Here is a 13,270-nt window from a genome sequence, read left to right as displayed (position 1 = left end):
CTCAGAACTGCACGATCTGCCGCACCGCGCGGCCGTCGGCGAGGGCGTCCATGCCGGTGTTGATGTCGTCCAGCGAGATGGTGTCTGACACCAGCTTCTCGACCGGCAGCCGACCCGACCGCCACAGCTCGACGAAACGCGGGATGTCCCGGGCCGGCACGGCCGACCCGAGATAGCTGCCGATCAGTGACCGGCCGTCGGCGACCAATGCCAAGGGCGACACCGAGATTCGCGCGTCGGGGTGCGGTAGCCCGACCGTGATGGTCTTGCCGCCGGGGGCCGTCATGCCGATGGCGGTCTCAAGGGCCGCGGGGTGGCCGGCCGCCTCGATCACCACATCGGCCTTGAGGTCTCCCGGATCGGTGACGGCGTCGTGCGCACCGAGCGCGCGGGCCTGCTCGAGCTTGTCTGGCAGCCGGTCCACGGCGACCACCCGCACGTCGTCGTGCGCCAGCGCTGTGAGCATCGCGGCCATGCCGACCCCGCCCATGCCGACGATCGCCACCGTCTGGCCGGGCTTCGGTTGTCCGGCGTTGAGCACCGCGCCGCCGCCGGTCAGCACCGCGCAGCCGAGCAGCGAGGCGACGACGGGTGGCACATCGGCGTCGACGGGCACCACCGAACGGCGGTCCACCACCGCGTGCGTCGCAAAGGCCGACACCCCCAGGTGATGGAGAACCGTTGCACCGCTTCGGGATAACCGCGTGTCGCCGCCGAGCAACGTGCCCGCGCCGTTGGCGGCGCTGCCGGGAATGCAGGGTGCCAGGCCGTCCGTCGCGCAGGACCGGCACTGGCCGCAGCGTGGCAGGAACGTCATGACGACGCGCTGCCCCACCGCCAAATCCGAAGTGCCGCCGACCTGTTCGACGATTCCGGCCGCTTCGTGACCGAGCAGCATCGGCACCGGGCGGACCCGGTTGCCGTCGACCACAGAAAGATCGGAATGACACAGCCCGGCCGCTTCGATACGCACCAGCAGCTCGCCGTCGCCCGGGCCGTCGAGGTCCAGCTCGCTGATGGTGAGCGGCTTCGATTCGGCGTAGGGGCGGGCGCGCCCGATCTCTTCGAGTACGGCACCGCGAATCAACATGGCACCAGCCTGACAGACTGGCCGACATGGAGCAGGCACTGACCACCGCGGAATTCCCGGTGCACTGGCCCGTGCAGACCCGGTGGACCGACAACGACATGTTCGGGCACCTCAACAACGCGGTCTATTACGAGCTCTTCGACACCGCGATCAACGCGTGGATCAACACCACGCGCGACGTCGACCCGGTGGCCGCGCCGTGGCTCGGGGTCGTCGCCGAATCGGGGTGCCGGTACTTCGCGGAACTGAAGTTCCCGTCGCAGCTGGTCGTCGGGCTCGCGGTGACCCGGCTGGGCAACAGCAGCGTCACCTACCGCACCGGGCTGTGGGCCGACGGTGACAGCACACCCGCAGCCGTCGGCAGCTGGGTGCACGTCTACGTCGACCGCGACACCCGTCGTCCCGTGCCGATCCCGGCGCCGATCCGGGAACTGCTGGAGACCGCCGTCGTCAGCTGACTCTGCACTGATGGCGAAGAATCTCGAGTAACGGAGTGCGCCGGCTCAGGGTCAACGGCCGGACCGGCGCCGGATGCGTTGAGCCGGTATCCAGGGCGGGAAATGTCGAGAGATATCCGCCGTCAGTTCAGGATCAACGGACACACGCGCAAGATGTGCGGGACAGCGGCCTCGATATGCTCTGGGCCATGCCGATCGTGAGCAAGACCGTCGAGGTTGCCGCACCTGCAGCGCAGATCCTGGGGATCGTCGCCGACTTCGAGGCCTACCCGCAGTGGAACGAAGAGGTCACGGGCTGCTGGATCCTGCACCGCTACGACGACGGCCGGCCCAGCCAGCTTCGCCTGGACACCAAGATTCAGGGCATGGACGGCTCGTACATCCAGGCCGTCTACTACCCGGGCGACGGCCAGATTCAGACCGTCATGCAGCAGGGCAACCTGTTCTCCAAGCAGGAGCAGCTGTTCTCCGTGGTCGACCTCGGGTCCAGCGCCCTGCTGACCGTCGACATGGACGTCGAGGTCGACATGCCGGGTATCCCGTCGATGATGATCAAGAAGGTCGTCAACGACGCGCTGGACCACCTGGCCGGCAACCTCAAGACGCGCGCCGAGCAGCTCGCCGCGAACTAGCCGACTAGTCCGAAGAGGGCCACAGCCCGAGTTCGTCGAGCCGTCCGGTCAGCCGTTCGGCGGCATCGTCGAACTGGCGGCGCGTCTGCCGGACGACCTCATCGATATCCCTGTCCCGCAAGGCCGCAACCAATTCGCGGTGGTTGGCCACGGTCGCCGCACCCCACTGCGGGTCGGTGGCGTAGATCCGGACCGGCAGGTACCGGGCCGCGTGCAGTAGGAACCAGGCCAGCTTGGTCCGGCCCGCGGCGCGGTTGAACTCCTTGTGGAACAAGAACTCTGCCAGCGCGATCGCGTCGACGTCACCCGCGGCGACGGCGTCGGCGAGTTCGTCGGTGAGCCGGTCGAGTTCGGCGATCGCGGGTTCGGTGATCCGCCGGGCCGCATTCGCGGCGATCTCGGTGGCGATGGTCGCCTGCAGCCAGAAGATGTCGGCGATGTCGTCGCGGGTGAACGCGGACACCACGTGGCCGCGGTTGGGTTCGAGCTCGACCATGCCCTCACCGCGCAGCGTGCGCAGCGCCTCGCGGACCGGCGTGATGCTGACGCCGAGCGTGGCCGCGGTCTCGTCGAGCCGGACGAAGGTGCCCGGCCGCAGGGTGCCCGACATGATGGCCGCCCGGAGATGGGCCGCCACCTCGTCAGATAGCTGTTCCCGCCGGCGCAGGCCGGGTAGCGGTTTCGCCGAGACGTTCACGGCAGTCCTTCTTGTCGGCGGGGTAGGGGCACCCGGCGGTTGTCCGGATGGTGCGGGCGTCCTATTGTGACGGCGGCAACACTATATTTGATCAAATATCAGCATCGTTTGTCGCGATCACTTCACTTCCGCCGCGATGCCGATCGAGACACAGGAGCAGACCGTGTCATCCGCAGCACTCGAGCAGCCGTATCTGGCCCGCCGGCAGAACTGGACCACCCACCTCGCCCGGCACGCCCTCATGCAGCCGGAGGGGACCGCGCTGCGTTTCGTGGGGCAGACGGTCACCTGGGGTGAGCTGCAGGCACGCGTCACCAAGCTCGCGGGCGCACTGAGCCGTCGAGGGGTCGGCTTCGGCGACCGCGTGCTGATCCTGATGCTGAACCGCACCGAATATGTCGAGGCGTTCCTGGCCGCCAACGTCCTCGGCGCCATCGCGGTCCCGGTCAACTTCCGCATGACGCCGCCCGAAATCGCCTACCTGGTGCGGGACTGCGACCCGAAAGCCGTGATCACCGAGCAGGTGCTGGCCCCGGTCGCCATCGCGGTGCGGGAGCTGGAACCGTCGCTGGAGGCTGTCATCGTCGCCGGCGGCACCACCGAGGGGAACGTCCTCGGCTACGAGGACGTGCTCGCCGAGGATGGCGCGCCGCCCGCGCCTGTCGACATCCCCGAGGACTCGCCGGCGCTGATCATGTACACCTCGGGCACCACGGGATATCCGAAGGGCGCCGTGCTGACGCACGTCAACATCATGGGTCAGGCCATGACGAACCTGTTCACGATCGCGCCGGACATCAACAACGACGTCGGCTTCATCGGCGTCCCGTTCTTCCACATCGCCGGCATCGGCAACATGATCGGCGGCCTGCTGCTGGGTCTACCGACGGTCATCTATCCGCTGGGCGCGTTCGATCCGGGTGCCCTGCTCGACGTGCTGGAGGCCGAGGGCGTCTCGTCGATCTTCCTGGTCCCGGCGCAGTGGCAGGCCGTGTGCGCGGCCCAGCAGGCGAAGCCGCGCAAGGTGGCTTTGCGCGTCCTTTCGTGGGGTGCGGCGCCCGCGTCGGACACTCTTCTGAGGGAGATGGCGTCGACGTTCCCGGGCACGCAGATCTTTGCTGCGTTCGGTCAGACCGAGATGTCACCGGTGACGTGCATGCTGCTGAGCCAGGACGCGCTGCGCAAGCTCGGGTCGGTCGGCCGGGTCATCCCGACCGTGGCCGCCCGCGTCGTCGACGACAACATGAATGATGTGCCGGTGGGCGAGGTCGGGGAGATCGTCTACCGTGCACCCACCCTCATGGCGGGATATTGGAACAACCCGAAAGCGACCGCCGAGGCATTCGCCGGCGGTTGGTTCCATTCGGGAGACTTGGTTCGCCAAGACGAAGAGGGTTACATCTGGGTCGTCGATCGTAAAAAGGACATGATTATTTCCGGCGGCGAAAATATTTACTGTGCAGAAGTAGAGAACATTCTGGCCGCGCACCCCTCGATTACCGAAGTTGCGGTGATCGGGCGCCCGCATGAAAAGTGGGGCGAGGTCCCGGTGGCCGTCGTTGCTGTGGCGCCCAATGCGAACGCCGATGGCGAAAGTGCCCTGACCCTGGCGGATCTCGACGATTTCCTGACCGAACGGCTGGCGCGCTACAAGCACCCGAAAGCGCTGGAAATTGTCGACGCACTCCCGCGAAATCCTTCTGGCAAGGTCCTTAAAACGGAACTCCGCGAGCGGTTCGGTGATACAAGTGTGTCGTAAGCGTGGCAAGTGACGTCGCGCTGAGAAATTCGACCACCTGAGTGGAGGGCGGATGGGCCCATGTCGCGTTTGCTGAAACTGAACGTAATTATCCCTCAGTTGGGTCACGGGGTACGCGGTGTATCGGGTACAGTCCTGTGGTCCGTCTTACTACTCGGGAGTAGCGAGACGGAAATCACTCAGTTTGTGCTAGTGGCTAAGGAGGGGACGTGCCACGCGTGACGCCGCGGAACGGCCGCTTTCCGGAAGGGAAGGCTGGTCTGTGACAGCCTCGGACAACTCCCTGGTCGGGTATCTCAAGGACCAGCTCGACAAGCCATTCACAAAAGTGGGTGGCTTCGTCAAGATGTGCATCCTCACCTTCAAGGCGCTGGTCTCGCGGCCATTCCAGTGGAAGGAGTTCATCCTTCAGTGCTGGTTCCTGATCCGGGTGGCGTTCCTGCCCACCTTGGCCGTCTCGATCCCGCTGACGGTGCTGATCATCTTCACACTGAACATCCTCCTCGGTGAATTCGGTGCGGCCGACGTGTCCGGTGCCGGCGCCGCCCTCGGTGCCGTCACCCAGCTGGGACCGCTGGTGACGGTGCTCGTGGTGGCGGGTGCCGGATCGACGGCCATCTGCGCCGACCTCGGCGCCCGGACCGTCCGCGAAGAGATCGACGCCATGGAGGTGCTCGGCATCGATCCGATCGAGCGCCTGGTCGTGCCCCGCGTGGTCGCCTCCACGTTCGTGGCCTTCATGCTCAACGGCGCGGTGATCATCATCGGTCTGGTCGGTGGCTACTTCTTCGGTGTGTACATCCAGAACGTCAACGCCGGCGCCTACGTGTCGACGCTGACGCTGCTGACGGGCTTCCCCGAGGTCGTGATCTCGGTGCTCAAGGCCACCGTCTTCGGCCTGATCGCCGGCCTGGTCGGCTGCTACCGCGGGCTCACCGTGGCGGGCGGCTCGAAGGGTGTGGGTACCGCGGTGAACGAAACACTGGTGCTCTGCGTCATCGCCCTGTTCGCGGTCAACGTCGTGCTCACCACCATCGGTATCAAGTTCGGAACGCAGGCCGGGTAGCGACATGAGCACATCGACAGTTCTGCAGGGCCGATTCCCGCGGCTCTTCTCCCGCGTCCGGGAATTCGGCGGCGCCCCGGGCCGCCTGCTCGCCAGCCTCGGCCACGTCGGCGTCTTCGTCGTGACGGCCGTCGGGCACATTCCGCACGCGCTGCGCTTCTACCGCAAAGAGGTCTTGCGGCTGATCGCCGAGGTCGGCATGGGCACCGGCGCCATGGCCGTCATCGGCGGCACCGTCGCCATCATCGGCTTCGTCACCCTGGCGGCGGGCTCACTGATCGCCATTCAGGGTTTCGCCTCACTGGGCAACATCGGTGTCGCGGCGTTCACCGGCTTCTTCGCCGCACTCGCCAACATCCGCGTCGTCGCACCGGTCGTCACCGGTACGGCGCTGGCCGCGACCGTCGGCGCCGGCGCCACCGCCGAGCTGGGCGCCATGCGCATCAGTGAAGAGGTCGACGCCCTCGAGGTCATGGGCGTCAAGTCCCTGTCCTTCCTGGTGTCGACCCGCCTGATCGCCGGCATGGTCGTCATCATCCCGCTGTACGCGCTGGCCATCCTGCTGTCGTTCCTGTCGGCGCAGCTGGTCACCACGCTGTTCTACGGCCAGTCGGTCGGTACGTACGAGCACTACTTCCACACGTTCCTGCGGGTCGACGACGTCATGTGGTCGTTCCTCGAGGTCATCATCATGTCGATGGTGGTGCTGCTCAACCACGCGTACTTCGGTTACTACGCCAGCGGCGGTGCGGTCGGCGTGGGCGAGGCCGTGGGCCGCTCGATGCGCACGTCGCTGATCTCGAATGTCGTTGTCGTCCTGCTCTTCTCGTTGGCGCTGTACGGCACCGACCCGAACTTCAACCTGACGGTGTGACGCGATGACGAACCCACAGCCGAAGCCGCCCGTCGCCGAGGGGCAGGTCCACGCGCCGCTCAACACCGACCGCACGCCGCCGTACAAGGTCGTCGGCGTCATCCTTGCGGTGGTCTCCGCCCTCGTCCTGGTGGTGGTCTGGTTCCAGTTCCGCGGCTACTTCGACACCAAGGCCAAGCTGTATGTGGTGTCGCCCCGGTCCGGGCTGTCGATGGACCCGGGCTCGAAGGTCACCTACAACGGGGTCCCCATCGGCCGCGTGAAGGAGATCAACGTCGTCGGCAAGGAAGACGACACGAAGGCCCGTCTGCAGCTCGATGTCGACCCGAAGTACCTCGAACTGCTGCCCAAGAACGTCAACACCAAGCTGTTGGCCACCACGGTCTTCGGCAGCAAGTACGTCTCGTTCACCTCGCCGACCGATCCGGAGCACGCGCGGCTCAAGAGCGGCGACACCATCGACGTCTCCAAGTGCTCGCCCCCGACACCGGCCACGGCCTGCGTCACCACCGAGCTCAACACCTTGTTCGAGACGATCACGGCGATCTCCGAGCAGGTCGACCCGATCAAGCTGAACGCCACGCTGACCGCCGCCGCGCAGGCGCTGGACGGGCTCGGTGACAAGTTCGGGCAGTCGCTGGTCAACGGCAACGTCATTCTGGCCGACCTGAACCAGCGCATGCCGACAATCCGGCACGACACCAAGGCCCTCGCCGACCTGTCCGAGGTGTACTCGAAGGCCTCCCCGGATCTGTGGGACGGCCTGAAGAACGCGGTGACCACCGAGCGCACGCTGAACGACCAGCGCGGCACGATCGACCAGGCCCTCATGTCGGCCGTCGGCCTCGGCAACACCGGTGGTGACATCCTCGAGCGCGGTGGCCCCTACCTGGTCCGCGGCGCCGAGGACCTGCTGCCGACCTCCCGGGTGCTCGACAAGTACGCCCCTGAGCTCGACTGCCTCTTCCGCGGATTCGCCGCCGGTGCGCCGGCCGCGGCCAAGGGCCTCGGTGGCAACGGCTACTCGCTGGTGACCCACACCGAGCTCGTCGGTGCGGCCAACCAGTACGTGTACCCGGACAACCTCCCACGGATCAACGCCTCCGGCGGTCCGATGGGACGCCCGGGCTGCTGGACGGTCACCAAGGACATCCTCCCGATGCCCTACATGGTGATGGACACCGGCGCATCGATCGCGCCGTACAACCACTTCGGTCTCGGATCGCCGTTCGCATCGGAGTACGTCTGGGGTCGTCAAGACGGGGAGAACACGATCAACCCATGAGCATCAAGGGCACGGCGATCAAACTCGCCATCTTCTCCGCGGTCCTGCTGGCCTTCACGGCAGGCATCTTCATCGTCTTCGGTCAGTTCCGGTTCAGCCGGACCAACGAGTTCTCGGCGATCTTCACCAACAGCAGCGGTCTGAAGGCCGACCAGTTCGTGCGCGCCAACGGCGTCGAGGTCGGCAAGGTCACCGACGTCGAACTGATCGACGGTGGCAGCAGGTCGCGGGTGCATTTCACCGTCGACAAGTCCCTGTCGCTCTACCAGGGGACCACGGCCCACATCCGTTACCTGGATCTGATCGGCAACCGGTTCCTGGACCTGCGCCGCGGCGACAGCAACCAGGTGCTGCCCCCGGGTGGCACCATCCCGGTCGACCGCACCGAGCCGGCCCTGGACCTGGATGCCCTGGTGGGCGGCTTCCGGCCGCTGTTCCGGTCGCTGGATCCGCAGAAGGTCAACACCATCGCCTCGTCGCTCGTCACGATCTTCCAGGGCGAGGGCGGCACCATCAACAACATCCTCGATCAGACGGCGTCGTTCTCCTCGACCATCGGCGAGCAGGACCAGGCCATCGGTGAGGTGATCAAGAACCTCAACACGGTGCTCGACACCACGGTCAAGCACCAGAAGCAGTTCGACGACACCATCAAGAACTTCGAGTCCCTGGTCACCGGGCTGAAGCAGCGCTCCGATCCGATCGCGGACTCGGTGGCGAACATCAGCAACGCGGCCGGCTCGCTCGCCGACCTGCTGGGCGACAACCGCGAGCTGCTGCACAGCACGCTCGGCTACCTCGAGACCACGCAGCAGTCGCTGGTCGACCAGAAGGAACAGCTCAACGACACGTTGCAGAAGGTGCCCCAGGCACTGAAAATCCTGGGTCGTTCCGGTGGTGTCTACGGCGACTTCTTCAACTTCTACGTCTGCGACATCGAGTTGAAGATGAACGGTCTGCAGCCGGGTGGCCCCGTGCGCACAGTCAAGCTCACCAACCAGCCGTCGGGAAGGTGCACGCCGAAGTGAGGTCCATAGAAGGGTCCGATCGGGTCCGCAGAGGCATGATGGGTCTGGCGGCCGTCGTGCTCGTCACGGCCGTGGGTGCGTCAGTCACCCAGGTGCCGATGCTGTTTGCTGCGCCGACGTACTACGGCCAGTTCAGCGATTCCGGTGGCCTGATGGTCGGCGACTACGTCCGCATCGACGGCGTCAACGTCGGCACGGTCAAGAGCATGGACATCGATCGCGACAAGGTGATCATCGGCTTCGACATCGGTACCAACACGATCGGTACGGACAGCCGCGCGCTGATCAAGACCGAGACCATCCTGGGCCGCAAAGCCATCGAGATCGAGGCCAAGGGCGCCCACAAACTGCCGCCGCGCGGCACGTTGCCGCTGGGCCAGACCTCGACGCCCTACCAGATCTACGACGCCATCTTCGACGTCACCCGGGCCTCGCAGGGCTGGGACACCAAGGTCGTCAAGGAGTCGCTCAACGTCCTGTCCGAGACGGTGGATCAGACGTCGCCGCACCTGACCGCCGCGCTGGAGGGCGTGCAGAAGCTGTCCGAGACCATCGGCAAGCGCGACGAACAGGTCCGCTCGCTGCTCGGCAATGCCAACAAGATCGCCACGATCCTCGGCGACCGCAGTGGTCAGGTGAACGCGCTGCTGGTCAATGCCCAGGCACTGCTGCACTCGCTGAACCAGCGCGGCGAGGCCATCAGCCTGCTGCTGGAGCGCGTCTCGCGGGTGTCGCACCAGCTGAAGGCGACCATCGACGAGAACCCGAACATCAACCACGTCCTGGAACAGCTCCGGACCATCGGCGACATCCTGGTGGCCCGTAAGCAGGACCTGGCCGACACCCTGGTGTCCGCCGGCAAGTTCGTGGCCTCGCTGTCGGAGGCCATCGCCTCTGGCCCGTACTTCAAGGTCATGGTCGAGAACATCCTGCCGCCGCAGCTGATGCAGCCGTTCGTGGATGCCGCGTTCAAGAAGCGTGGCCTGAACCCCGAAGACTTCTGGCGCAGCGCCGGTCTGCCGGAGGCGCAGTGGCCGGATCCCAACGGCAAGCGCTTCGCCAACGGTGCGCCGCCGCCGGCCCCGCCGAAGCTCGAAGGCACACCGGAGCACCCCGGCCCGGCGGTGCCTCCCGGCTCGCCGTGCTCGTACACCCCGGGAGCGGGTGCCGATCCGTCGCCGGCCGATCCGCTGCCGTGCTCGCACCTCAGCGTCGGTCCGTTCGGTGGCCCGGCCTATGGCCCGCCGGACGTCATCCCGTCGGCGCCGAACCCGGCCGGGGTTCCCACCGGACCTGGTGTGCCGTCGGCCGCCTTCCCGGGACAACCGGCCGAGAACGTGCCCGGTACGCCGGTGCCGTTGCCGCCGGCACCGGTCGGTGCCCGGACGGTTCCGCTCACGCCGCAGCCCGGTGACAGCGACATCGCGCCTGGATTCGCTCCGATCCCCGGGCCGCTGATCGCGCCGCCGGCGCCGCCGGGACCGGGTCCCAGCGCCGGTCCGGCCGGTACCGCGCCGTTGCCGGGTAACCCGCCGTTCCTCCCGCCAGGGTCGCAAGGATAGGGCCGCCACGATGTCGACTGTTTTCAACATCCGGAACATCAAGAAGCCGAACCTGTCCAAGGGGACGGTCATCGGTGGTGCGATCGCGCTCGTGGCGATCGTGCTCCTCGGTTTCTTCGGTCTGCAGCTGTACCGCAAGATCACCACCACGACGATCACGGCGTACTTCCCTGAGGTCCTCGCGCTGTACCCCGGCGACAAGGTCCTGATCATGGGCGTCGAGGTCGGTGCCATCGACACCATCGAGGCGCACGGCGACCAGATGAAGGTCGTCATGCACTACTCGAATCACTTCAAGGTGCCGCAGAACGCGTCGGCGTCGGTGCTGAACCCGAGCCTCGTCGCGTCGCGCGTGATCCAGCTGTCGCCGCCGTACACCGGCGGACCGACGATGGCCGAGGGTGCCGTGATCCCGAAGGAACGCACCCAGATCCCGATCGAGTACGACGAGCTGCGCAACCAGCTGACGCGCATCCTCGCCGAGCTGGGTCCGACCAAGGAGCAGCCGAAGGGCCCGTTCGGCGACATCATCGAGTCGTTCGCCGACGGCTTCGAGGGCAAGGGCGCCCAGTTCAACAAGACCCTCAAGGGTCTGTCGGATGCGGTGAACACCCTGAACACGGGTCGCGGTGACTTCTTCCAGGTGATCAAGAGCCTGGCGGTGTTCGTCGACGCGCTGCACAAGAGTGACCAGCAGTTCGTCTCGCTGAACAACGACCTGGCCTCGTTCACGAACAAGTTCACCAACACCGACCAGGAGCTGGCGTCGGCGCTCAAGGACCTCAACCAGGTCATGACGACGACCCGGAGCTTCCTGGACAAGAACGGCAGCGTGCTGGCCCACGACATCAACGATGTCTCGGAGGCGACGTCGGCCATCCTGCAGCCGGAGCCGCGCGACGGCCTGGAGCGGGCGCTGCACGCGTACCCGAACTTCCTGGCCAACCTCGAGAACATCTACTCGCCGGCCACCGGCGGTCTGATCGCCTCCGGTGTGCTGCCGGGCGTGACCAACTTCTCGAACCCGCTGCAGTTCATCTGCAGCTCGATCCAGGCCGGTAGCCGGTTGGGCTACCAGGACTCCGCCGAACTGTGCGCGCAGTACCTGGCGCCGGTCATGGACGCGATCAAGTTCAACTACCTGCCGTTCGGCATCAACATGGCGACCACCGCCATGACGCTGCCCAAGCTGGTCACCTACTCGGAGCCGCGCCTGCAGCCCCCGGGCGGGTACAAGGACACGACCGTGCCGGGTGTGTTCTCGCCCGACACCCCGTGGTCGCACGGCCAGCACGAGCCGGGCTGGATCACGGCGCCGGGCATGCAGGGACTCAAGGTCGGACAGTCGACGCAGGACCTGCTGACGCCGGAGTCGCTGGACGAGCTCATGGGCGGCCCGGACATCATCCCGCCGACCGGTGGCGTCAACATGGCGGGTCCGCCGAACGCCTACAACGAGAGCAGCCCGCTGCCTCCGCCGTGGTACCCGCAGCCGGGGCCGGTCTCGCCGCCGCGACCGGGTAACGACCCGAGCCCGATGAGTGCCATGGCACCTGGGCCCGCCCCAGGACCGGCTCCGGCGCCCGCGCCGGCCGGACCCGCACTTCCTGCCGAAGTTGGAGGCCAATGATGACCGGGTCCATGGGGCCGAAGTCACCCTCGGCATCGTCGCGCCGCAGCGGGTGGGCGCGTAACGCCCGGCGGGCCGGTGTGTTGTCGGCAGCGGCGCTGATCCTCAGCTCCTGCGGCTGGCGCGGTATCGCCAACGTGCCGCTGCCCGGTGGTCCGGGCACCGAGGCCGGCCACTCGACGATCTACATCCAGATGCCGGAAACGTTGGGCCTCAACGCCAACAGCCGGGTCCGGGTGGCCGACGTGTTCGTCGGCCGGGTGCGTGCCATCGAGCTGAAGAACTGGGTGCCCACCCTCACGGTGGATCTGAACCCCGGCATCAACCTGCCGCGCAACGTGCAGGCCAAGATCGGCCAGACCAGCCTGCTGGGTGCCCAGCACCTCGAGTTGGACCCGCCGGCCGATCCGTCGCCCCAGCCGCTGCGCAACGGCGACACCATCGAGCTGAAGAACTCGTCGGCGTACCCGACCATCGAGCGGACGCTCGCCGGTATCTCCGGAATCCTCAACGGCGGCGGTGTGCCGAACGTCGAGAAGATCCAGTCCGAGGTCTACAACATCCTCAACGGGCGCGCGGACCAGATCAAAGAGTTCCTGCACCGGTTGGACACCTTCACCGACGAGATCAATCAGCAGCGTGACGACATCACGCGGGCCATTCGCTCCAGTGACACGTTGCTGAAGGTCGTCGCGGACCGCAACGACACCCTCGACCGGGTGCTGACCGAAACGCCGCCGCTGATCGAGCACTTCAACAAGACCCAGGACCTGTTCTCGAACGCGGTGCTGGCGCTCGGCCGGTTGTCGAAGGCCTCGGACACCACGCTGTCGAACAGCAACGCGAACCTGCACACCAACCTGGCGACGTTGCAGCGGGCGCTCAAGCAGATCGCCAAGACGTCACCGAACCTGGTGCCGGCCATGAAGCTGCTGTTCACGCTGCCGTTCCCGATCGACAACATCCCCAAGGTCATCCGCGGCGACTATATGAACATCTCGCTGCACCTCGACCTGACGCTGAGTGCCATCGACAACGGCATCCTGACCGGCACCGGACTGTCGGGCATGGCTCGGGCGCTGGAACAGTCGTGGGGCCGTGACCCGGCGACGATGATCCCGGACGTCCGATTCACCCCGAACCCGGCCAACGCCCCGGGCGGCCCGCGTGTGGAAAGGGGGGAGTGACC

12 protein-coding genes are annotated in these 13,270 nt (G+C 66.5%); 10 read left to right on the top strand and 2 right to left on the bottom strand.

Annotated elements, in window-relative coordinates; translation table 11 throughout:
• Nucleotide 1: 1 nt before the first annotated feature.
• Nucleotides 2-1,090, bottom strand: coding sequence for an alcohol dehydrogenase catalytic domain-containing protein (locus VXD91_RS23275; protein WP_061000456.1), 1,089 nt, complete (start codon nucleotides 1,088-1,090; stop codon nucleotides 2-4).
• Nucleotides 1,091-1,116: 26 nt separating this feature from the next.
• On the opposite strand from VXD91_RS23275, the gene VXD91_RS23270 reads away from it, so the two are divergent.
• Nucleotides 1,117-1,548 carry a thioesterase family protein gene (locus VXD91_RS23270; RefSeq protein WP_020100011.1) on the top strand — a complete coding sequence of 144 codons (432 nt, stop codon included), beginning with the start codon at nucleotides 1,117-1,119 and terminating at the stop codon, nucleotides 1,546-1,548.
• A gap of 188 nt (nucleotides 1,549-1,736) precedes the next feature.
• Nucleotides 1,737-2,180, top strand: a complete 444-nt coding sequence (locus VXD91_RS23265; RefSeq protein WP_212807893.1) for an SRPBCC family protein — start codon at nucleotides 1,737-1,739, stop codon at nucleotides 2,178-2,180.
• 4 nt (nucleotides 2,181-2,184) lie between these two features.
• Here the strand turns inward: VXD91_RS23265 and VXD91_RS23260 are convergent, their stop codons facing one another.
• Nucleotides 2,185-2,877 carry a GntR family transcriptional regulator gene (locus VXD91_RS23260; protein ID WP_346416574.1) on the bottom strand — a complete coding sequence of 231 codons (693 nt, stop codon included), beginning with the start codon at nucleotides 2,875-2,877 and terminating at the stop codon, nucleotides 2,185-2,187.
• Between the two features lie 136 nt (nucleotides 2,878-3,013).
• Between VXD91_RS23260 and fadD5 the strand changes: the two genes are divergently transcribed.
• The 8 genes from fadD5 (at nucleotide 3,014) to VXD91_RS23220 (ending at nucleotide 13,268) form a co-directional block, all read left to right on the top strand.
• Nucleotides 3,014-4,636, top strand: a complete 1,623-nt coding sequence (gene fadD5 / locus VXD91_RS23255; protein WP_346416573.1) for a fatty-acid--CoA ligase FadD5 — start codon at nucleotides 3,014-3,016, stop codon at nucleotides 4,634-4,636.
• Between the two features lie 283 nt (nucleotides 4,637-4,919).
• Nucleotides 4,920-5,702, top strand: a complete 783-nt coding sequence (locus VXD91_RS23250; RefSeq protein ID WP_231388119.1) for an ABC transporter permease — start codon at nucleotides 4,920-4,922, stop codon at nucleotides 5,700-5,702.
• 4 nt (nucleotides 5,703-5,706) lie between these two features.
• Nucleotides 5,707-6,576, top strand: coding sequence for an ABC transporter permease (locus VXD91_RS23245; protein ID WP_133425772.1), 870 nt, complete (start codon nucleotides 5,707-5,709; stop codon nucleotides 6,574-6,576).
• 4 nt (nucleotides 6,577-6,580) lie between these two features.
• The gene (locus VXD91_RS23240) at nucleotides 6,581-7,861 is read left to right on the top strand and encodes an MCE family protein (RefSeq protein ID WP_212807896.1); all 1,281 of its coding nucleotides are present in this window, start codon (nucleotides 6,581-6,583) and stop codon (nucleotides 7,859-7,861) included.
• Nucleotides 7,858-8,889, top strand: coding sequence for a virulence factor Mce family protein (locus VXD91_RS23235; protein WP_133425774.1), 1,032 nt, complete (start codon nucleotides 7,858-7,860; stop codon nucleotides 8,887-8,889). Before VXD91_RS23240 ends, VXD91_RS23235 begins: the two co-directional genes overlap by 4 nt.
• Complete coding sequence (locus VXD91_RS23230; RefSeq protein WP_346416572.1) at nucleotides 8,886-10,451, top strand: MCE family protein; 1,566 nt, start codon at nucleotides 8,886-8,888, stop codon at nucleotides 10,449-10,451. The genes VXD91_RS23235 and VXD91_RS23230 overlap by 4 nt, the downstream gene beginning before the upstream one ends.
• A 10-nt stretch (nucleotides 10,452-10,461) precedes the next feature.
• Nucleotides 10,462-12,081, top strand: coding sequence for a virulence factor Mce family protein (locus VXD91_RS23225; RefSeq protein ID WP_133425775.1), 1,620 nt, complete (start codon nucleotides 10,462-10,464; stop codon nucleotides 12,079-12,081).
• Nucleotides 12,081-13,268, top strand: a complete 1,188-nt coding sequence (locus tag VXD91_RS23220) for a virulence factor Mce family protein (protein ID WP_346416571.1) — start codon at nucleotides 12,081-12,083, stop codon at nucleotides 13,266-13,268. The genes VXD91_RS23225 and VXD91_RS23220 overlap by 1 nt, the downstream gene beginning before the upstream one ends.
• Nucleotides 13,269-13,270 lie beyond the last annotated feature (2 nt).

Origin of the sequence: Mycobacterium sp. SM3041, assembly GCF_039668335.1 — a bacterium.
Lineage (GTDB): Bacteria > Actinomycetota > Actinomycetes > Mycobacteriales > Mycobacteriaceae > Mycobacterium.
The sequence above is the reverse complement of the archived record's forward strand: the minus strand, read 5'-3'. Positions and strand labels throughout refer to the sequence as shown.

Coding starts and splice junctions, on each gene's coding strand:
- VXD91_RS23275 (WP_061000456.1), bottom strand. CDS start 1,090: ATGTTGATTCGCGGTGCCGTACTCGAAGAGATCGGGCGCGCCCGCCCC.
- VXD91_RS23270 (WP_020100011.1), top strand. CDS start 1,117: ATGGAGCAGGCACTGACCACCGCGGAATTCCCGGTGCACTGGCCCGTG.
- VXD91_RS23265 (WP_212807893.1), top strand. CDS start 1,737: ATGCCGATCGTGAGCAAGACCGTCGAGGTTGCCGCACCTGCAGCGCAG.
- fadD5 (WP_346416573.1), top strand. CDS start 3,014: ATGCCGATCGAGACACAGGAGCAGACCGTGTCATCCGCAGCACTCGAG.
- VXD91_RS23245 (WP_133425772.1), top strand. CDS start 5,707: ATGAGCACATCGACAGTTCTGCAGGGCCGATTCCCGCGGCTCTTCTCC.
- VXD91_RS23240 (WP_212807896.1), top strand. CDS start 6,581: ATGACGAACCCACAGCCGAAGCCGCCCGTCGCCGAGGGGCAGGTCCAC.
- VXD91_RS23235 (WP_133425774.1), top strand. CDS start 7,858: ATGAGCATCAAGGGCACGGCGATCAAACTCGCCATCTTCTCCGCGGTC.
- VXD91_RS23225 (WP_133425775.1), top strand. CDS start 10,462: ATGTCGACTGTTTTCAACATCCGGAACATCAAGAAGCCGAACCTGTCC.
- VXD91_RS23220 (WP_346416571.1), top strand. CDS start 12,081: ATGACCGGGTCCATGGGGCCGAAGTCACCCTCGGCATCGTCGCGCCGC.